Annotated in this window: 18 protein-coding genes; 5 read left to right on the top strand and 13 right to left on the bottom strand. The window is 57.5% G+C overall.

Annotated features, from left to right (window positions below):
* Positions 1–59: 59 nt before the first annotated feature.
* Positions 60–767 carry a Bax inhibitor-1/YccA family protein gene (locus tag BFG58_RS07770; RefSeq protein WP_069719576.1) on the top strand — a complete coding sequence of 236 codons (708 nt, stop codon included), beginning with the start codon at positions 60–62 and terminating at the stop codon, positions 765–767.
* A gap of 89 nt (positions 768–856) precedes the next feature.
* Here the strand turns inward: BFG58_RS07770 and BFG58_RS07765 are convergent, their stop codons facing one another.
* From BFG58_RS07765 to BFG58_RS07755, 3 genes are read right to left on the bottom strand one after another with little or no spacing between them, the layout of a single operon-like run.
* A complete protein-coding gene (locus BFG58_RS07765; protein WP_069719575.1) occupies positions 857–1,819 on the bottom strand; it encodes a YbhN family protein in 963 nt (320 codons plus the stop codon).
* Positions 1,819–3,057: a cardiolipin synthase ClsB gene (clsB, locus tag BFG58_RS07760; RefSeq protein ID WP_069719574.1), complete on the bottom strand. Its 1,239-nt coding sequence runs from the start codon at positions 3,055–3,057 to the stop codon at positions 1,819–1,821. Before clsB ends, BFG58_RS07765 begins: the two co-directional genes overlap by 1 nt.
* A complete protein-coding gene (locus BFG58_RS07755; RefSeq protein WP_069719573.1) occupies positions 3,054–3,815 on the bottom strand; it encodes an endonuclease/exonuclease/phosphatase family protein in 762 nt (253 codons plus the stop codon). Before BFG58_RS07755 ends, clsB begins: the two co-directional genes overlap by 4 nt.
* A 133-nt stretch (positions 3,816–3,948) precedes the next feature.
* On the opposite strand from BFG58_RS07755, the gene BFG58_RS07750 reads away from it, so the two are divergent.
* A complete protein-coding gene (locus BFG58_RS07750) occupies positions 3,949–4,359 on the top strand; it encodes a YbhQ family protein (RefSeq protein WP_045909493.1) in 411 nt (136 codons plus the stop codon).
* On the opposite strand, the gene BFG58_RS07745 is transcribed toward BFG58_RS07750, so the two are convergent.
* The 5 genes from BFG58_RS07745 to cecR are packed head-to-tail and all read right to left on the bottom strand — an operon-like array spanning position 4,321 to position 9,961.
* Complete coding sequence (locus tag BFG58_RS07745) at positions 4,321–5,427, bottom strand: ABC transporter permease (protein ID WP_063621223.1); 1,107 nt, start codon at positions 5,425–5,427, stop codon at positions 4,321–4,323. The genes BFG58_RS07750 and BFG58_RS07745 overlap by 39 nt on opposite strands.
* Before the next feature lie 9 nt (positions 5,428–5,436).
* Positions 5,437–6,570: an ABC transporter permease gene (locus tag BFG58_RS07740; protein ID WP_045909495.1), complete on the bottom strand. Its 1,134-nt coding sequence runs from the start codon at positions 6,568–6,570 to the stop codon at positions 5,437–5,439.
* The gene (locus BFG58_RS07735; protein WP_069719572.1) at positions 6,560–8,299 is read right to left on the bottom strand and encodes an ATP-binding cassette domain-containing protein; all 1,740 of its coding nucleotides are present in this window, start codon (positions 8,297–8,299) and stop codon (positions 6,560–6,562) included. Before BFG58_RS07735 ends, BFG58_RS07740 begins: the two co-directional genes overlap by 11 nt.
* Positions 8,292–9,287: a secretion protein HlyD gene (hlyD, locus tag BFG58_RS07730; RefSeq protein ID WP_069719571.1), complete on the bottom strand. Its 996-nt coding sequence runs from the start codon at positions 9,285–9,287 to the stop codon at positions 8,292–8,294. The genes BFG58_RS07735 and hlyD overlap by 8 nt, the downstream gene beginning before the upstream one ends.
* Positions 9,284–9,961, bottom strand: coding sequence for a transcriptional regulator CecR (cecR, locus tag BFG58_RS07725; protein ID WP_045909498.1), 678 nt, complete (start codon positions 9,959–9,961; stop codon positions 9,284–9,286). Before cecR ends, hlyD begins: the two co-directional genes overlap by 4 nt.
* Positions 9,962–10,166: 205 nt before the next feature.
* On the opposite strand from cecR, the gene rhlE reads away from it, so the two are divergent.
* Together rhlE and dinG are read left to right on the top strand one after the other, a co-directional pair.
* Positions 10,167–11,546 carry an ATP-dependent RNA helicase RhlE gene (gene rhlE, locus BFG58_RS07720; protein ID WP_024908724.1) on the top strand — a complete coding sequence of 460 codons (1,380 nt, stop codon included), beginning with the start codon at positions 10,167–10,169 and terminating at the stop codon, positions 11,544–11,546.
* Positions 11,547–11,643: 97 nt separating this feature from the next.
* The gene (gene dinG, locus BFG58_RS07715) at positions 11,644–13,821 is read left to right on the top strand and encodes an ATP-dependent DNA helicase DinG (protein ID WP_069719570.1); all 2,178 of its coding nucleotides are present in this window, start codon (positions 11,644–11,646) and stop codon (positions 13,819–13,821) included.
* Here the strand turns inward: dinG and BFG58_RS07710 are convergent.
* The 5 genes from BFG58_RS07710 to BFG58_RS07690 all read right to left on the bottom strand — a co-directional run bounded on the left by BFG58_RS07710 (position 13,808) and on the right by BFG58_RS07690 (position 19,181).
* Positions 13,808–14,311: a fimbrial protein gene (locus tag BFG58_RS07710; RefSeq protein ID WP_069719674.1), complete on the bottom strand. Its 504-nt coding sequence runs from the start codon at positions 14,309–14,311 to the stop codon at positions 13,808–13,810. The two genes, dinG and BFG58_RS07710, sit on opposite strands and share 14 nt — an antisense overlap.
* A 5-nt stretch (positions 14,312–14,316) precedes the next feature.
* Complete coding sequence (locus BFG58_RS07705; protein ID WP_048027011.1) at positions 14,317–15,306, bottom strand: fimbrial protein; 990 nt, start codon at positions 15,304–15,306, stop codon at positions 14,317–14,319.
* Positions 15,307–15,327: 21 nt separating this feature from the next.
* Positions 15,328–17,871 (bottom strand): fimbria/pilus outer membrane usher protein, encoded by a 2,544-nt coding sequence (locus BFG58_RS07700; protein ID WP_083261461.1) that lies wholly within the window; start codon positions 17,869–17,871, stop codon positions 15,328–15,330.
* A gap of 30 nt (positions 17,872–17,901) precedes the next feature.
* Positions 17,902–18,576, bottom strand: coding sequence for a molecular chaperone (locus BFG58_RS07695; RefSeq protein ID WP_069719569.1), 675 nt, complete (start codon positions 18,574–18,576; stop codon positions 17,902–17,904).
* Between the two features lie 68 nt (positions 18,577–18,644).
* Positions 18,645–19,181 (bottom strand): fimbrial protein, encoded by a 537-nt coding sequence (locus tag BFG58_RS07690; RefSeq protein WP_045909503.1) that lies wholly within the window; start codon positions 19,179–19,181, stop codon positions 18,645–18,647.
* Between the two features lie 256 nt (positions 19,182–19,437).
* On the opposite strand from BFG58_RS07690, the gene ybiB reads away from it, so the two are divergent.
* Entirely contained in the window at positions 19,438–20,400 is a 963-nt protein-coding gene (ybiB, locus tag BFG58_RS07685; protein ID WP_069719568.1) for a DNA-binding protein YbiB, read from the top strand.
* Positions 20,401–20,517: the final 117 nt, after the last annotated feature.

The following is a 20,517-nucleotide window of genomic DNA, read 5'->3' as shown; positions in this document are numbered from 1 at the left end:
TTACGTGGATGTGTTACTCTTAACGAGTGTGTCTACTTAATCTTAATCAGGAGTGAATCATGGACCGATTTCCGCGTTCCGATTCAATAGTACAGCAGACCCGTAGCGGCCTGCAGACGTATATGGCTCAGGTGTACGGCTGGATGACGGTTGGCCTGCTGCTTACCGCGTTTATTGCGTGGTATGCAGCGAACACGCCGGAGCTGATGATGTTTATCTTCTCCAGCAAAATCACCTTCTTTGGGTTGATTATCGCGCAACTGGCGCTGGTGTTTGTGCTTTCGGGTCTGGTGCACAAGCTGAGTGCCGGCATGGCAACGACCCTGTTTATGCTCTATTCGGCGCTAACGGGGCTGACGCTTTCCAGCATCTTTATCGTTTACACCTACTCATCCATCGCCAGCACCTTCGTGGTCACCGGTGGGATGTTTGGTGCGATGAGCCTGTACGGTTACACCACGAAGCGCGATCTGAGCGGCTTCGGCAGCATGCTGTTTATGGGGCTGATTGGGATTGTGCTGGCGTCACTGGTGAACCTGTGGCTGAAGAGCGAAGCGCTGATGTGGGCCGTGACCTACATCGGGGTGGTGCTCTTCGTCGGGTTGACGGCTTATGACACCCAGAAGCTGAAAAACATCGGCGAGCAGATCGACGTGCGCGACAGTTCAAACCTGCGCAAATATTCGATTCTGGGCGCGCTGACGCTCTATCTGGACTTCATCAACCTGTTCCTGATGCTGCTGCGAATTCTTGGCAACCGTCGTTAAGATTGCTTTGCCGGGTGGCGGTTTCGCCTTGCCCGTCCTGCGAAGCGCGAACCGTAGGTCGGGTAAGGCGAAGCCGCCACCCGACTTATTCACTTCGCTAGCATCCTCTCATTCTTCGCCCGCAGCTTTTTCGCCCGACTTTCCAGCACCAGATAGCAGATCGTTGCCAGCGCCAGCGGCAGGAAGTAATACAGCATGCGGTACGCCAGCAGGGCGGCGATAATCGTTCCCTGAGAAACATGCTCCCCGGCCAGCAGGGCAATAAACACCGCCTCCAGCACGCCGATCCCCGCCGGAATATGCACAATCACCCCGGCAATACTGCTCACCAGCAGCACGCCCAGCACGAAGAAGTAGTTTACGTCCTCGCCGATCAGCAGCCAGATGATGGCTCCCATCGCCATCCAGTTGGCGCTGGAAACCGCCATCTGCAGCACCGCAAACTTCCACGAGGGCAGAACCAGCTTTTGCCCTTTAATGGTCATATGACGGCGTCTGGCAAAGGCGCAGGCCCACAGATAAACGGCGATAATCAGCAGCAGTACGATGCCCAGAATCCGCAGCGTAGCCTCATCGATATACCAGTGCGCGGGCAGCTGCACCACGCCGATGGTGAAGATCACCCCGCCGAGCAGAATATAGCCCAGCCAGTTCGTGGTGATACTCAGTGAAAAAATGCGGGTGATGGTTCCGCCCGGCAGCCCGAGCCGCGAGTAGAGGCGATAGCGCATGCCAATCCCCCCGACCCAGGTGCTCAGCGTCAGGTTAAAGGCGTAGCAGATAAACGACACCAGCATTACCTGACGTTTGGCCAGCTTGTGGCCGCAGTAGGCCCGACCCAGCAGATCATAGCAGCCATACATCAGGTAGCTCACGATAACCAGCCCCGTCGCGCCCAGCAGCACCATCCGGTTATAGTTGCGGATGACTTTCCACACCTCTTCCCAGTCCACTCTCTGCGCGTAGACCACCAACAGCACCGCGACGGCAATAAAGAATACCCAGGTGAGGATCTTTTTTGCCAGACGCCAGCGTGGATGCGATTTTGACATCAGGGTTTGCCTCCGTCTTCCGCTTCTATGCGGTCCTGGGTTTCCATTTCGGGTTGTACCGGCGGGTCCACCTGCGCCAGCTTCGGCGTATGCGCCGGCAGCCAGCCGACCATCGCCGGGAAATGCCGCAGAAAGTGGAACACCACCACGCTGATGCCCAGGTTCCACCAGGTGCGTTTGGGGACCATGGACTCATCCACGCGCACGCAGTCGTTAACGATCAACGCCTGCAGGTTATCCCGCAGGGTCTGGTTAAACTGGCGGTCGTGAATGATCAGGTTGGCTTCAAGATTCAGCGACAGGCTCAGCGGATCGAGGTTGCTGGAGCCCACGGTGGCCCAGTGATCGTCCATCAGCGCGACTTTGCCGTGCAGCGGCCGACGGCGGTATTCGTAGATCTGGACGCCGCCCTTCACCAGGTAGTTATACAGCAGCCGCGCCCCGACTTTGACGATCGGCATATCCGGCTCGCCCTGCACGATCAGCTTCACGCGCACGCCGCGACGGGCAGCATTGCGCATGGCATGCAGCAGGCGATAGCCCGGGAAAAAGTAGGCGTTAGCAATAATCACTTCGTGCTTGGCGTTGGCGAGCATCTTAAGGTAGTGGCGTTCAATGTCGTCCCGGTGCTCGCCGTTGTCGCGCCAGACGAAAAGCGCCTGCGCTTCGCCGGGCTTCCGGTTCTCTTCCGGGCGATGACGGCGTCGCCACCAGCGGCGAACGGCCTCTTTCCCCGGCAGGTTCTCCAGCTCAAACAGCAAGATGTCCTGCACTACCGGGCCTTCAATGCGAATGGCGTAATCCTGCTTCGCTTCCGGGCCGTAGTCGGACATATGCTCAGCGGAGTAGTTAATGCCGCCGACAAACGCCACCGTCTCATCCACCACCACAATTTTGCGGTGCATCCGGCGGAAAAGGTTGGTACGCATGCCGAACAGGCGAGGGCCGGGATCGTAGTAGCGGAACACCACCCCCGCGGCGGTCAGTTCATTGACGAACGCATCGCTGAGGTCCGGCGAGCCGTAGCCATCCAGCAGCACTTCAATTTTGACGCCACGCTGTGCGGCGCGCAGCAGCACGCTGTGCAGCTGCTTGCCGACGTTGTCTTCGAACCAGATGAAAGTTTCGAGGATCACCTTTTGCTGGGCGTGATCAATCGCCTTAAAGACGGCCGGGTAATACTCGTCCCCGTTGACCAGCAGCGTGATCCGGTTGCCTTCCTGCCAGGAACATTTCATAGGTGGATCTCCGCGCTGAGCGGGGCATGGTCGGAAAGATGCCGCCAGTTAAGGAGCGCCAGGGCGGTCGGGCTACTGGCATGGGCATTTTTTACGTAGATGCGGTCAAGCCGCAGCAGTGGGAAACGGACCGGGAACGTGCGCGCAGGTCTGCCGTTCGCCCGGGTGAAGATCTCCTCCAGTCCGGCCTCCACCTTCAGGGGGTGGTTTGCCCGCAGGCGCCAGTCGTTGAAATCGCCTGCCACGACAACAGGTTCACCGTCAGGCAGCGCGTTGGCCCATTCGGCCAGCATTTTCAGCTGCGCCTGACGATGGGCTTCGCGCAGGCCCAGGTGAACGCAGCCGACGTGGATGGGCAGCTCAAGGTCTGGCGGGGTAATGCGGCAGTACAGCAGGCCGCGTTTTTCGCTCTCCCCGACGGAAACGTCGCGGTTCTCGTAATGTTCAATGGGGTAGCGGGACAGCACCGCGTTGCCGTGATGCCCTTCCGGATAGACCGCGTTGCGGCCGTAGGCATAATCACTCCACATGGTGTCGGCCAGAAATTCATAGTGCGGCGTGTCGGGCCAGTTCTCAAAGTGAAGCGGATGCACTTCGTGTGCGCCCATCACCTCCTGCAGGCAGACAATATCCGCGCTGACGGTGCGCACCGCGTCGCGCAGCTCCGGTAAAATGAAGCGGCGGTTAAATGCTGTGAAGCCTTTATGAATGTTTATCGTCAGCACTTTAAGCGAGAAATGCTGCATTTTTTTCGTCATAAGCTCCTTCCTGAGTGACTATCCCAATGAAAATAAAGTGTAGTCGGCGTCACAAAAAGATGCGGCGTTACGGAATTTTCCGTAAAGTGCGGTAGTCTGATTAAGCAGAGAAAAATCCTTCAGGAGAGAAGCCATGAAGTGGCAACAACGTGTTCGTGTCGCAACTGGCCTGAGTTGCTGGCAGATAATGTTGCATTTACTGGTCGTGGCCGTACTGGTGATGGGCTGGATGAGCGGCACGCTGGTGCGTGTTGGCCTGGGGCTATGCGTCCTTTACGGCGTCACCGTGCTGTCGATGCTGTTCTTACAGCGCCACCATGAAGCGCGCTGGCGTGAGGTGGGTGATGTGCTCGAAGAGCTCACCACCACCTGGTACTTTGGTGCAGCGATGATTGTCTTGTGGCTGCTGTCACGCGTCCTGCAAAACAACCTGCTGCTGGCCCTGGCGGGTCTGGCTATCCTCGCAGGGCCTGCGGTGGTCTCGTTGCTGACCAAAGAGAAAAAGCTACGCGATGTTGCGTCTAAACATCGCATAGGCCACTGAGCCCGTCGTGGCCGCGATGACCAGTAGCGGCCACAAACTTCCCCAGACAATATCCAGACTCGCATCCTTCAGATAGATCTGCTTGGTGATATCCGTAAAGTGTCGTATCGGGTTTATCCACGTCAGATCCTGGAGCCACACCGGCATATTCTCGACGGGTGAGACGTACCCCGAGAGCAGGATCGCGGGCATCATAAAGACGAATACCCCGATAAACGCCTGCTGCTGCGTCGAGCAGAGTGCGGAAATCAGCAGCCCAAACCCCACCAGCGACAGCCCGTAAATCACCATCGTGAAGTAAAACAGCGCCAGCGATCCGGCGAACGGGATCTGGTAGGCCCAAATTCCCACCCCCAGCACGATGGTGGCCTGGAAGGTCGCGACAATCAGCGCCGGCACCGCTTTGCCGACGAAAATTTGCCAGGTGGCGAGCGGGGAGACCAGCAGCTGATCCAGCGTGCCCTGTTCGCGCTCGCGGGCGACGGAGAGAGAGGTCACAATCATCACCCCGATGGTGGTGATCATGGCGATCAGCGACGGCACCACAAACCACTTGTAGTCCAGATTCGGGTTATACCAGTTGCGCACCACCAGTTCGCTGTTGTTGGGCTTCGGTTTGCCGTCCATCAGCTCCTGCTGGTAATCCTTCACGACCTGCTGCAGATAGTTGGCCGCGATCTGGGCGCTGTTGGAGTTGCGTCCGTCGAGGATCAGCTGCAGCGGCGCGGTCTGGAAGGTATCCAGATTGCGGGAAAAATCCGCCGGGAACCGCACCAGCAGCAGCGCTTTTTGCGTATCGATGGTAGGCTGGATCTCCTGCGGGCTTTTCAGCAGCAGGATGTGGGTAAAGGCTTTCGCACGCGCAAAGCGCTGCGTTAACTCGACGGAATGTTTGCCGTTGTCTTCGTTGTAAATGGCAATGGTAGCGTTGGTCACCTCCAGCGTGGCGGCAAACGGGAACAGTAAAACCTGGATCAGCACCGGCAACACCAGAATGGCGCGGGTTTGCGGCTCGCGCAGCAGGGATTGCAGCTCTTTGCGTATTAACGTCCATAAACGGTGAAACATGCGCGCTCCTTAATCTAACCGCCGTTTGGTTTTCATCCACGTTAACCCGATAAACATCGCCGCAGACGCCAGTAAAAACAGCGTGTTGACGATCAGCACCACCGGAATATTCCCTGCCAGGAACAGGCTCTGCAGCGTGCTCACAAAGTAGCGCGCCGGAATCACGTAGGTCACGGCGCGGATCACGGCAGGCATGCTGTCTATCTGGAAGATAAAGCCGGACAGCATAATCGACGGCAAAAAGGCGGCGTTGAGGGCCACCTGGGCCGCGTTAAACTGGTTGCGGGTGATGGTGGAGATGAGCAGCCCCATCCCCAGCGTGCTGAGTAAAAACAAGCTGGTGATAAAGAACAGCACCACCAGCGAGCCGCGATACGGCACGCCGAGGATAAAGACGGACACCAGCATACAGAGCAGCATCGCCAGCATGCCGAGGAAGTAGTAGGGAATAAGCTTGCACAGCAGCAGCTCGACGCGCGTCACTTCGGTTGAAAGCAGCGCCTCCATGGTGCCGCGCTCCCACTCGCGGGCGATCACCAGCGAGGTCAGAATCGCGCCAATGACCGTCATAATAATCGTCACCGCGCCCGGAATAATAAAGTGCTGGCTGATGGCGGCGGGGTTAAACCAGTAGCGCGTCTGCACGTCGATGAGTGGTTTAAATTCTTCACCCCGATCTTCCGCCCGCTGCATCTGCCAGAGCTGCCAGATCCCCTCCGCGTAGCCCTGCACGAAGTTCGCGGTGTTCGGCTCGCTGCCGTCGGTGATCACCTGGATCGGCGCATCGGTATTCGCCCGCGCCATATTGGCGGCAAAATCCACCGGAATGACGATCAGACCGCGAATTTTCCCGGCCTGCATCTTCTGGATCAGCTCCTGACGATTGTCGCTGATGGTGGCGTCAATGTAGGGCGAACCGGTCATGGCGTGGGTGAAGTCCAGCGCCTCCTCGCTCTGCTGCTCCAGCAAAATCCCGACCCGCAGCTTGCTGGAGTCCAGATTAATGCCGTAGCCAAAGATAAACAGTAGCAGCAGGGGGATCACCACCGCAATCAGCCAGCTGCTGGGGTCACGCACGATCTGCCGCGTCTCTTTTATGCACAACGCGCGCACCCGGCGCCAGGAAATGGCGTTACTGCGCATGGGCATTCTCCTTATCCCAGTCGTGGATGAGGGTGATAAACGCCTGCTCCATGGTCGGGTCCGGGACCTCATCGTCGGCGGCCTGGTTTTTCAGGTCGTCCGGTGTACCGTGAGCAATCAGCTTGCCGCGATACACCAGCCCGATGCGGTCGCAGTACTCCGCCTCGTCCATGAAGTGGGTGGTCACCATCACGGTCACCCCTTTTTCCACCATGCTGTTGATATGCAGCCAGAACTCGCGGCGGGTGAGGGGATCAACGCCGGAGGTCGGCTCATCCAGAAACAGAATATCCGGCTCGTGCATCAGCGAGCAGGCCAGCGCCAGCCGCTGCTTAAAGCCGAGCGGCAGTTCGTCGGTGGCGTGGGAAGCAATCGTCGTTAACCCGAAGGCGTCGCTCATGCGGCGGATCTTCTCGTTCTGCGCCCGTCCGCGCAGGCCATACACGCCAGAGAAAAAGCGCAGATTCTGCTCGACCGTCAGGTTGCCATACAGCGAGAACTTCTGCGCCATATAGCCCAGATGCTGGCGCGCCTTGCCGGAGCTGACCTTCAGATCCATATCCAGCACCAGCGCTTTGCCGGTCGTCGGCACCAGCAGGCCACACATCATCTTAAAGGTGGTGGATTTTCCCGCGCCGTTCGGACCAAGCAGGCCAAAAATCTCGCCGCGTTTTACCGCGAAATTGACGTTATCGGTGGCGGCGAAATCCCCGAACTTTTTGGTGAGGGATTTGGCTTCGATCACCGTTTCGCCCGGCGTGCCGTCCACCGTGTGCAGGATTGCGCCAAGCGGCGACTCGGACGTCCCCGCGCCACCCAGCAGGTCGATAAACGCATCTTCAAAACGCGGCGCCGTCTCTTCCATCTCAATCGTCGGCATGCCGGGGGCATGGCGAATATCGTCGACGGTGGCCTCTTTTTTGAGGATCACCCGCACCGAGCGGCCCTGAATCATTCCGTCGCTGACCTGCGGCAGCTTGAGCACCCGCTGCAGCAGCGAGCGGTTGGACGCCTGCGAGCTGTGCAGCAGGAAGCTGCGCCCGTCCATGCTCTGCGTCAGCGTCGTCGGCTCGCCCTGATAAAGCAGTTCGCCTTCGTTCATCAGCAGCACGTCCCGGCACTGTTCCGCTTCATCGAGGTAGGAGGTGCTCCAGAGAATCAACATCCCGTCGCCCGCCAGCTCGTGTACCATCTGCCACAGCTCGCGGCGCGATATCGGGTCGACGCCCACGCCGGGCTCGTCCAGCAGCAGCACTTTTGGCTCGCCCACCAGCGTGCAGGCCAGACCCAGCTTCTGCTTCATCCCACCGGAAAGCTTGCCCGCCAGCCGGTCGGTGAACGGGCCGAGGGAGGTAAATTCCAGCAGGCGGGCGAAGGTCTTCTGTCGGGCTTCGCCGGTGACGCTGCGCAGGTCGGCGTACAGGTTCAGGTTTTCCATCACCGTCAGGTCTTCATACAGGCCAAACTTCTGCGGCATATAGCCGAGCATGGCGTGGAGCGCGCCATCGTCTTTTATCGGGTCAAGGCCCAGCACGCTGGCCGATCCTTCATCCGGCTTCAGCAGCCCCGCCAGCATGCGCATCAGCGTGGTCTTTCCCGCACCGTCCGGGCCGACCAGGCCGGTGACATAGCCTTTCTGGATGGTGCAGTTCAGCGGCGCGACCGCCGGTTTGTCCATCCCTGCGAAGCGTTTGACCAGATTGTTGAGCTGGATAACCGCATCATTCATGTCGTTCCCCGCTGTTCACTTTTACGGTGACGGGCATGCCCTGGCGCAGGGCGTCATCCGCATCAGTCACGATGATGCGCAGGCGATACACCAGGTCGGTACGCAGGTCCGGCGTTTCTACTGTTTTCGGCGTGAATTCGGCGGTAGGGGAGACAAAGCCCACCTTGCCGTGATACGGCTTGTCCGGGCGACCGTCGGTATAGAGCAGCAGCTCGCGGCCCGGCTGCATCTGGCCGAGATTAGGCTCATCAATGTAGGCACGTACCCAGACCGGGCGGGTCAGGGAGAGGGTTAACACGGTGCTGCCCGCGCTGAGCATGCTGCCCGGTTCCACGGCGCGGGTCATCAGCGTGCCGTCAGACGGCGCGATGAGCGTGGTGTCGTGCAGATCCAGCTCCGCCTGGGCCAGTTGCGCCTGCGCCTGTTCAAGGCTGGCTTTCGCCTGGGCGATATCCTGCGGGCGGTTACCGGTGTGGTACTGGCTTAATTTATCCTGCGCGGATTTCAGCGTTGCCTGCGCCTGGTCGCGGGAGGAGCGCGCATTTTCCAGGTCATTCGCGGAAATGGTTCGGCTTTTCCACAGCCCCTGCTGGCGAGCGTAGAAGTTCTGCGCGTAGTTATAGGCCGCCTGCGCCTGTTTGACGGCCGCCGCGGCCTGGGCGATCTCTTCGTCGCGATAGCCGGCCAGCATCAGGTCATACTGCGCCTGCGCAACGGAGACGCCCGCTTTGGCCTGCAGTAGCGCATTTTCATAGGGCGCTTTGTCCAGCATCCCCAGCGTCTGCCCGGTTTTAATGGCATCGCCTTCGTCAACGCTCAGCGCGGCGAGACGTCCGCTGACGCGGAAGCTCATGTTCACCGTGCGAATATCCACGTTACCGTACAGCGTCAGGCCTTTATCCTGATGGCTCTGGTACCACAGCCATCCACCGACGCCCGCGGCAAGCAAAACAACAACCACCAGAATGATGGCGACAGGTTTTTTCATGACTTCAGGCTCCTTTGCGTTAAGCCTTGCAGGATCAGATCGAGATGACAGGCGATCACCTCACCGATCTGCGCGGCTTTATCCTCATCAAATTGTGTCCAGCCGGTGCGTAACAGGATGGTTTCCCGGCCCAGACGGAAGGCAAGGATTTCACCCAGCAGGGCGTGGGTATGCAAAATTGTCGCGGTATCGTTGGCATCCCGCCCGGTATAGGCGGCGATCAGCCGGGTCAGGTGGGTATGCATCGGGGCAATGACCCGATCGTGTACCCGCTGATAGGCGGCAGTGGGGGAGAGCTGCTCGCGGGAGATAAACTTGCTCAGGTTGAGCGTATCGTCGTGGGTCAGCACGCGGATCATGTTGTGGCAGGCATTGAGGATCAGCTGGCGGATGGCCTCGCGATCGGGCGACGGCTGGCTGAGCAGCGCGGTGGCCTCCTCGACGTGAGGGTGAAACTGCGTGCCGATAAAATCGGCAATCCACTCGGCGCAGGCGAGATATAAATCCTCTTTTGAGCCAAAATAGTAGGTAATCGCCGCAATGTTTTGCCCGGCCAGCGCGGCGATATCGCGCGTGGTCGCATGCAGCCCATACTCACCAAACTGCGCCAGCGCGGCGGCAATAAGCTGGTTTTTGGCCTGTTCACCTTTGGTTGTTGTGGGTGTTGTATTCATGGCGGCATTAAAAATTAATCAATCGATTGATTAAGATTATGCCTGATTCACGCTTACGTCGAGGGAACGCGGAGGGATATTTTATGCGCCACGTCACAAAAGCTGCTACACTCCGCCCCTTCGCGACATTGTGGTTTTTGTCCTCCTAATTGTTATATCTCCCTGAAAACTACACCTGTGATGGTCGGGGCGGTTCGGAGTTTTTATGTCTTTTGATTCCCTTGGCCTGAACCCGGAAATTCTGCGCGCGATCGCAGAGCAGGGCTACGTTGAGCCAACCCCAATCCAGCAGCAGGCTATTCCTGCCGTTCTTCAGGGCCGTGACCTGATGGCCAGCGCCCAGACAGGCACCGGTAAAACCGCGGGCTTTACGCTGCCGCTGTTAGAGCTGCTGGTAAAAAACCAGCCGCACGCCAAAGGCCGTCGTCCGGTTCGTGCGCTGATCCTCACCCCAACCCGCGAACTGGCCGCGCAGATTGGCGAGAACGTGCGTGACTATAGCCGCTATCTCAACATTCGCTCGCTGGTGGTGTTCGGCGGTGTCAGCATCAACCCGCAGATGATGAAGCTGCGCGGCGGCGTGGACGTGCTGGTGGCAACGCCGGGCCGTCTGCTGGATCTGGAACACCAGAACGCGGTGAAGCTCGATAGCATTGAAATTCTGGTGCTGGACGAAGCCGACCGCATGCTCGACATGGGCTTTATTCACGATATTCGCCGCGTGCTGGCCAAGCTGCCACCGCGTCGTCAGAATCTGCTCTTCTCCGCGACCTTCTCCGACGAGATCAAGGCGCTGGCGGAAAAGCTGCTGCATAACCCGCTGGAAGTGGAAGTGGCGCGCCGCAACACCGCCTCTGAGCAGGTGACGCAGCACGTTCACTTTGTGGATAAAAAGCGCAAGCGCGAACTGCTCTCCCAGATGATCGGCCAGGGTAACTGGCAGCAGGTGCTGGTCTTTACCCGCACCAAGCACGGCGCGAACCACCTGGCGGAACAGCTGAATAAAGACGGCATCCGCAGCGCGGCGATCCACGGCAACAAGAGCCAGGGCGCGCGTACCCGTGCGCTGGCGGACTTTAAATCTGGCGACATCCGCGTGCTGGTGGCAACCGACATTGCTGCCCGTGGCCTCGATATTGAAGAGCTGCCGCACGTGGTGAACTACGAGCTGCCAAACGTGCCGGAAGACTACGTGCACCGTATCGGCCGTACCGGTCGTGCGGCGGCAACCGGTGAAGCGCTCTCTCTGGTTTGCGTGGACGAGCACAAGCTGCTGCGTGATATCGAACGTCTGCTGAAGAAAGAGATCCCGCGTATCGAAACCCCGGGATATGAAGTGGATCCGTCGATCAAAGCCGAGCCGATTCAGAACGGTCGCCAGGGCGGTCGCGGTCAGGGCGGCGGTGGTCGCGGTCAGCAGCCGCGCCGTGCCGAAGGCGGCGCGCCGAAGTCAGCGGGCAAACCGCCGCGTCGTAGCAACGACAGCAAACCGGCCGGTGACAATCCGTGGCGCAGCGGCGAAGGCAAGCCGGCAGGAGAAGGGCAGCGCCGACGCCGCCCGCGCAAGCCTGCTAACCCGCAGTAATCTGGAAGCCCGGTCGTAAAGCCGGGCTTTTCTTTTTGCGGCTGCGAAGAGAAAGTGCCACAATAGTGGCTGTTTATACAGTATTTCAGGTTTTCCGATGGCTTTAACCGCTGCGCTCAAGGCGCAAATTGGCGCATGGTATAAGGCGCTACAACAGCAGATCCCCGATTTTATCCCCCGAGCGCCGCAGCGGCAGATGATTGCTGACGTGGCAAAAACGCTCGCCGGGGACGACGGGCGACATCTGGCGATTGAAGCCCCGACCGGCGTCGGGAAAACCTTGTCGTATCTCATTCCCGGCATTGCCATCGCGCGGGAAGAGGACAAAACGCTGGTGGTCAGCACCGCCAACGTGGCGCTGCAGGATCAGATCTTCAGCAAAGATTTACCGCTGCTGCGCAAAATCATCCCCGACCTGCGGTTTACGGCCGCCTTTGGTCGCGGTCGCTACGTCTGTCCGCGTAACCTGGCAGGGCTTGCCAGCAGCGAGGCGTCGCAGCAGGATCTGCTGGCGTTCCTCGACGACGATCTCACGCCAAACAACAAAGCCGAGCAGGAGCTCTGCGCAACGCTGAAAGGCGATCTTGATGGCTATAAATGGGACGGCCTGCGCGATCACACCGATAAAGCCATCAGCGACGATTTGTGGCGCAGGCTCAGCACCGACAAAGCCAGCTGTCTGAACCGCAACTGTCACTACTATCGCGAATGCCCGTTTTTTGTCGCCCGGCGTGAAATTCAGGAAGCCGAAGTGGTTGTGGCTAACCACGCCCTGGTGATGGCGGCGCTGGAGAGCGAAGCGGTGCTGCCGGAGCCGAAAAACCTGCTGCTGGTGCTCGACGAAGGCCACCATCTGCCCGACGTGGCGCGCGACGCGCTGGAGATGAGCGCAGAAATTACCGCCCCCTGGTTCCGCCTGCAGCTGGATCTCTTCTGCAAGATTGTCGCTACCTGCATGGAGCAGTTCCGGCCGAAAACCACGCCGCCGCTGGCGGTGCCGGAGCGTCTGAGCGACCACTGCGAAGAGGTTTACAGCCTTATCTCGTCGCTGAACAACATCCTGAATCTTTATCTTCCTGCAACCCAGGAAGCGGAACACCGCTTTGCGATGGGCGAACTGCCGGACGAGGTGATGGAGATTTGCCAGCAGCTGGCGAAGCATCTCGAAAAGCTGCGCGGGCTGGCGGAGATGTTCTTAAACGATCTCAGCGAGAAAACCGGCTCGCACGACGTGGTTCGCTTGCACCGTATTCTTTTGCAAATGAACCGTGCGCTCGGCATGTTTGAAGCGCAGAGCAAGCTCTGGCGGCTGGCCTCGATGGCGCAGGCGTCGGGCGCGCCGGTCACCAAATGGGCCACCCGGGAAGTGCGCGACGGGCAGGTCCATCTGTTTTTCCACTGCGTGGGCATCCGCGTGGCCGATCAGCTGGAAAAGCTCATCTGGCGCAGTGTACCGCACGTGGTGGTCACCTCTGCCACGCTGCGCTCCCTGAACAGTTTTTCGCGTTTGCAGGAAATGAGCGGGCTTAAAGAGAAAGCGGGCGATCGTTTTGTCGCGCTGGACTCGCCGTTTAATCACTGCGAGCAGGGGAAGCTGGTGATCCCGCGCATGAAATTCGAGCCGCTGATCGACAACGAAGAGCAGCACATTGCGGAAATGGCGGCCTACTTCCGTGAACAGGTTGAGAGCAGAAAATACCCAGGCATGCTGGTGCTGTTTGCCAGCGGGCGCGCGATGCAGCGCTTCCTGGAGCACGTCACCGATCTGCGTTTATTGCTGCTGGTCCAGGGCGATCAGCCGCGCTACCGGCTGGTGGAAACGCACCGCAAACGTATCGATAACGGCGAGCGCAGTGTGCTGGTGGGATTACAGTCCTTCGCGGAAGGTCTGGATTTGAAGGGCGATTACCTGACGCAGGTGCATATTCATAAAATTGCCTTCCCGCCCATCGACAGCCCGGTCGTCATCACCGAAGGCGAGTGGTTGAAAAGCCTCAATCGCTATCCGTTTGAGGTGCAAAGTTTACCTGCGGCGTCGTTTAATCTCATTCAGCAGGTCGGGCGTCTGATCCGTAGCCACGGCTGCTGGGGGGAGGTGGTGATTTATGACAAACGTCTGCTGACCAAAAATTACGGCCAACGTTTGTTAAACGCGCTGCCGATCTTTCCGATTGAACAGCCAGAAGTGCCCGAGGTAAAAAAACGCCCGGCAACACTGACCGCCGGGCGCAGGAAAAGCATCCGTGCTAAGGGGCGCGGTCCTACTGGTAAGTGAAGGTCACCTGCACCACGCTGCTGAACGTCCCCGCGCTCACTGGCATGGAGGTGGCGTAGTAGCGTGCGGCGAGTGGGAAGGTGGCCGTGTGATCGTTTTGATTAATCACCGCGTTAAAGCTCGCCTGCGGGGCAATGAGGATATTGTCCTGCCGGTCCGCCAGCTCAAGCGCCAGCCCTTTTGCGCTGCCGATGTTGGCAAATTTTGTCGGGTGCAGGCTGTCTGCCTGGCCATAGAAAAAGGCCGTTGCCAGCGTCAGCGTTTTGGGACAATGCGAGACGTTCAGCGAAAATTCTTTCCATTCACCCGTATCCCCCACGTCTTTAAAGTTGCCGGACGCTGTCTGACCGAGGTCGACGGTTAAGTTTTTGCTGGCGCTGTCGATTACGCAGGTATTGGCATAGATGTTCCCGACCATCTGAACCTGGATATCATCCGCCCACGCCTGCGTCATCAGGGCCATCCCAACGAAAAGCACAATTTTTTTCATCATCGTCACTTATAGGCCAGAGTTATGGTGGCTACGGTGTTGGCCGGGCCGGGCGTGACCTCGTCGCTGATTTGCTGGTAGCGCACCTGGAAAGGAATATCCAGCGTCTGGTTGGCAACGGCCTTGCTGGAGGTCGTGACGTATTGATCGAAGGTGGCGATATCGTTGTCGAATAACATTCTCACCCCGACCCCGGTGGCCATTCCGGGCTGCTGAGTGAGTTTGATCACCCCAGCGTAGCCGGTCTCATAGCCGTTAGCGCTGGTGATTTTCACTTCAGGCTGTACCGTGGCGTTACAGTTGACCGTTACGTTAAACTCCTGCGCCGGCATGGAGAGCGTGCCGATGCCGATAAAATCGCTGACCGGAAAATCGCCTAGTACAACGGTGAGGTTTTTAGGGGAAACCGAACAGGTCACCTCCTGAATATTGACGTCGCCAGCGTAAGATACGGTGTTCGGAGAACCAATCCCGTCCATGCCATAAACGCCAATCCCAAACTTTGTCTGGTCAATTGAAAGCGTACCCGAGCTTACCGCATTGCTGGTTTTTATCAGTTCAAGGGTGACATCGAAGCTGAAGTTTCGCGCATCATCATTTGAGATGTAGCCAATGGGTGTACTGCGCGAATCGCAATAGACCCCACCCGCGCCCGTTATCCGCTGGCCTTTGTCGTTGACCAGCGCAATGCCAATCCCCTCCACGCCGGTACCGTACACGCCAGCGAGGCCCGGAATTTCGGTGCCGGTGCCGTAGTAGCAGGAGACAATTTCCTGACCGGCTTCATAGGCGTGGTCGCAGCTTCCCGCAACGTGAACGGTTTGTTCCGTTCCGGGAATACTTTCGCCCACGGGCAACGTGCTGGGCACCGATATGGTTGCCACGTTTAGCAACTTTGGCATATCGGGAGTCGTACATTCGGCCTTTGCATGGGGCATGAATAGCGCCGACAGGCCGAGCACGAATAAGAACACCAGTTGTTTTACAATCTGCATAAGGTCAACCTTTACGGTGAATCAATGACACTGCGCGGCAGCGTTAATGATGCTGTTTTTGTCTTTCTCATCCGTGAGGGCGTATTCAGCGACGCAATGTTCGCCGGCACCTTCACCCCACGAAACCGAGAGCGTGCCGCGCTGTGGCATGCCGGAGAGGTAGGTCTGGCCGCCGCTGCCCACGATAAATTCGCTGTCCTTATCGTCGGTGGTCACCGTTGCGCCAAAGGGCAGCGGTTTCCCGTTTTGCGTGAGCACCATCAATACCCGGTTCCCCACGCGGGTGTTAAAGCTGGCGCGCACCACCGCGCCGCGGGTCGGGGTAACAACCTGCGCGGCGTGGGTAACGTCGGCGTCGTCCGGCAGCGTTTCGGTGTCCAGGGCAATCGTGTTATGGCGGTAGGCCGTGACGAACGGCACCACGGTATAGCCGCGGAAGTCGGTTTCAACGCCGGTCTGGTTGGCAATGTGCGTACCATGGGTGCCCGGCGCTTTGACCAGTGCAATCGTTTCGCCGAGCGGCTGGCTCAGCGTTATGCCGTTGGCGTGGGCGATAACGCCGCCCTGCACGCCGACGTTTACGCTCTGCTGATAGTTGTCCTGACTCACGCCGCCGCTGAGCTCGCCGTAGGTGCCTTTGTAGTCAGCGTTCATGCTGGTCGAGTTTCCGCTACCGGTGCGGCTAAGCCCCTCCTGGATGTTCCAGTTCAGGTTATCTTCGGCCAGCGCCGTGCCGTTAAGGCCAATGTTCTGCGTCGTGCCGTCTTTGGTATTGTTCAGGTTGTAGGTTGCCCAGGTGTTATGCATCCAGCGATCGAGCGGCACGGAGACGCTCAGTGAAAACTGGTTGTCGTTGGAGACGGAATTGCCGTTTTCATCGCTGGCGTCGGTATTCTTGTTCATGCTGTAGCTCAGGCTGTAGCTCACGCCGTGCCAGCTGTTGTTGTAGCTGACGCTCATTGAGGTCATGTCCTGGCTCTGGCTCCAGTAGGTCTCTTTGACCAGGCTCAGCGTCATTGAGCCCCAGCCTTCGGGCAGGGTTTGGTCGATGGTGGCTTCTTCACGCTCACGGCGCTGCTGCGGTGCCGACCAGTCATCCGAGCGGATATAGGATTCCATGGTGTCTTCCAGCGTGTAGAACCCTTTGCTGTTGTAGCGATAGCCCGCCACGGAAAAATTCGTCCCCGATCCCGCAAAATCTTTGCTGTAGCGGAGGCGCGCAGACTGCCCTTTGCTGGACTGCTGTTTTTTCAGCAGCGCTTTTGCGCGGGTGACGTCGAGCGAGAAGGCGCCTAAATCTCCCATGTTTTTACCGACGCCCACCGCCTGAGACTGATAATGGCTGCTCTGCTGCACGCCGCCGTAGGCGGTGAATCCGTAAGGTAAGCCGTAAATTACGCTCCCCTGGGCAAACGGTGTTTTCTCGACGTCGCTGTCATACGAGCGGTAGCGGCCTGCGGTTACGCTGTAGCGCAGGTTTTTTTCACGCTGCAATACCGGCACCGACGCGTAGGGCACCACAAAGTGGCTTTCGCTTCCGTCGGTCTCTTTTACGGTCACCTGCAGATCGCCGCTGCTGCCGGTAGGGTAGAGATCGTTAATTTCAAACGCGCCGGGGGCGACGGTGTTCTGGTAAATGACATAGCCGTTCTGGCGAACCATCACCAGCGCGTTACTGTGGGCCGTTCCGCGAATAATCGGCGCATAGCCTTTTTCGCTGTCCGGCAGCATGTCGCTGTCGGAGTTAATCTGCACCCCGGTATAGGGCACGCTGTCGAACACATCGGCAGGCGAAGAGCTCTGCCCGACGGTGAGATCGCTTTTCATCGACACGATATCGCGCTGGGCATAGGTATAGACGGAGGAGAACTTCTGCTGTTCTTCCTTGCCCGTCGTACTGCGATTCCAGGTGGAATAGTTGCGTACGCGCCAGGCCCCGACATTAAAGCCCGGGCGCAAATTGACGTACTGGCTGCTGTTATCCTCTTCGCCCTGCTGGCGAGCGTGGCTCTGGCTGGCGTTGGCGCTGTAGTTTAATAAGCCTGCGGTGATCCCTTCATCAAACTCTTTGGGATCGATATAGCCGCGTGGCACCTGGCCCAGTGCCGTTTGCGGTATGCTCAGGAGCAGCTGTTGATTCCGAACGTGGAACGAGGCCGATGCCGAAGGGATGGCGCTTAAGTCGACACACGAGCCCTTTGCCATTAACTGCGGGTATTTTTGGGTTTTGATGCCCAGACTTTTTAACTCTTCGAGGCTAAAACAAGGCTGAAGCGAACTGTTGCCCCGGCTATCCTGCTGCAATGTAAACGTCACGTCGCGGGTGTCGATTTTATTATTATCAATATAGATCGCGACCTGGTATTTCCCTGGTGCCTGTCCAGGCCCTTTTTCATATACGGAGAGGTCCGTTTTGGTCTGCTGAGGGTTGTCAATATCCAGCAGTGCCGGGTTAAAATAATCATCAGCCCACGCGAGCTGCGCAAAACACACGGCTGACAGACCACATAGTAGGGTCAGCAGCGTGAATAATTGGCAGGTGAACGGCTTTTTATGGCTGTACATGATTATTTTAATGCGTTATCAGACATGAAATTAATGAACGGATTTTGTCCAGGTTTTGCTGATGCTGCCGTAATCCGTAATAATGGAATACGTCACAGTATCGCCACCCGTATTGGCTGGCAGGGTAATGTGCGTTCCGGTTTCAGGCACGGCCCAGGTGGCTTTCGTGATTTTATGACCATTCAACGTCACGCTCTGGAAATTCATATAGAAGGGGGTCGGATTATTAACGACCAGATCGTTGCCTTCACGATGCCATTCCAGCTTATCCGCCATCTCTTCCGGCTTGCCCTTAACGGACGATGGACGGTAGAGTAATTTGATGCGCGTATTAATCGCAATTTGCAGCGTATTCACCCCCTCCACGTGCTTCGATGAGGGAATCGCTTTAATATTTAACCAGTACAGCGATTCGCGATCTTCCGGTAAATTTCCGCCGGTGCGAACGACGCGCAGTACGTTATCCTCTTTCGCATCAAGACGAAACAGGGGCGGTGTAATCAGGAATGGCGCAGCGGCATGATTTTTACTGTCGGCATCAACCCAGGACTGCACCAGATAATCCGTTGTATCTGGATTTGAAATACCAAGAGATGACTCCTTTTTATCTCCCCGGTAGACCAGACGGGTGCCATTAATAATGACCCCCGCATGAGCGGTCGCGGCTACCAGTAACAGAGTGCTCAGTAAATAACCATGGCGCATAAATATTTCTCAACATAAAGAAAAGATATTAGCTTTGACACAAAGCTAATATCTTCAGATTGAAAATATCAGTTATAAATAACGGTGAAGGTCGATACGGAGTTAGCAGGGCCAGCCGTAACGGCAGCCTGCGTCTGAATATATCGCGCTGCAAATTCCAGATCGTTAACCGTACTTCCTGCGTTGAGTGGATACGCGCGGGAAGGCGTATATAAGCTGACGGGTTGTTCAGATGAGTCAAGCAATTGAATGGCGACGCCGGTTGCGGCATTCGCATCTGCCGTTAACGCCAGCGTGGTGCTGTTATTCGCATCTGGCGTACCGCCAAAATTAATTGCTGCAGAGGTGACCGTCTCCGGACAATCTTTTAATTGAATATCAAATTTTGTTGGTGTGCTGGTGGAGCCTGCACCGGTGAATACCGTTTTAGAAACTTTGCCTAACTGGACGTTGAGTGGATCGCTTAATCCATTTACTACCTGACAGGCAGAATCAATAATTTCGCCGGTAAAGTTAATCTGTCCTTCACCGTTTGTTGCCGCAAAGGCGGATGCAGAACACCCTATCGTTGCAGCGATAAATAAACCTAAAGCAACCTTGTTCATAGTCAATCCTGGTGTGTTTCGGGTAAAAACGTTGCCTGGACGTTTTCACCGTGACCCTCAATAGTGTTTCGGCGACTATTTAATCAAAAAAGATATGCGTTAGAATCTTCTATAGAAATCACAAATAATTGAAATAAAGCTTGTCTTTCGTTAACTGCTAAAAAATCAGCGGGTTGATTGTCTTCATAAAAAACTATCGGCCAGCGCTTCTTCAGGACTATAGTGTTCACAAGATGACGTAGTCAGGAGAAAAGACGTGGATTATCGCAAAATTATCAAAGAGGTAGGGCGGGGCAAAAATCATGCGCGCGACCTGGATTACGAAACGGCTAAGGCACTTTATACGCACATGCTGAATGGCGATGTGCCAGATCTGGAGATGGGCGGCATCCTGATCGCGCTGCGTATTAAAGGGGAAGGTGAAGCGGAGATGCGCGGTTTTTACGAGGCGATGCAGGCGCAAACGATGCGCTTAACGCCGCCAGTCGCAAAGCCGATGCCGATTGTCATCCCCAGCTATAACGGGGCGCGTAAACAGGCAAACCTGACGCCGCTGCTGGCGATTTTACTGCACAAGCTTGGATTCCCGGTTGTCGTTCACGGCGTAAGTGAAGATCCCACGCGCGTGTTGACGCAAACCATCTTTGAGCTGCTGGACATCAAGCCGACCCTTCATGCGGGTCAGGCGCAGGCGAAGCTTGACGGGCATCAGCCGGTCTATATTCCGGTTGGTGCGTTCTGCCCGCCGCTGGAAAAGCAGCTGGATATGCGCTGGCGTATGGGGGTGCGTAACAGCGCCCACACGCTGGCCAAACTGGCAACGCCGTTTGGCGAAGATGCCGCGCTGCGGCTTTCCAGCGTCTCTCATCCGGAGTACGTGACGCGAGTCGGCAAGTTCTTTGAAGAGGTTGGCGGGCGCGCTTTACTGATGCACGGCACCGAAGGGGAGGTGTATGCCAACCCGCAGCGCTGCCCGCAGATTGTGCACATTGATTCTACCGGCGCGCGCGTCATTCTGGAGCGCGGGACGGATAATCGTGATGTGGCGTTGCCCGAAGCCAAAGATCCGCACACCACCGCCCACTGGATCACCCAGTGTCTGGCGGGCCAGGTCCCTGTTCCGCACGCCATTACGCAGCAGATGGCCTGCTGTCTGCTGGCGACGGGTGAGGTGGACTCGATAGAGGACGGTCTGGCGCGCGTGGCGCAGTCTTTTTAACTAAAAAAAAGCCCGTCCAGTGGCGGACGGGCAAGCAAGGGTAACAAACAACAGGGTCAATGAGGGTTGGAGCAGCTCACCAGAGGGTTTGGCGAGGGGACAGCATTCGTTCAGGCG

Origin of the sequence: Enterobacter sp. ku-bf2, from assembly GCF_001742765.1 — a bacterium.
Taxonomy (GTDB): domain Bacteria; phylum Pseudomonadota; class Gammaproteobacteria; order Enterobacterales; family Enterobacteriaceae; genus Enterobacter; species Enterobacter quasiroggenkampii.
Note: the sequence above shows the minus strand (reverse complement) of the source record. Positions and strands in the feature narration are given on the sequence as shown.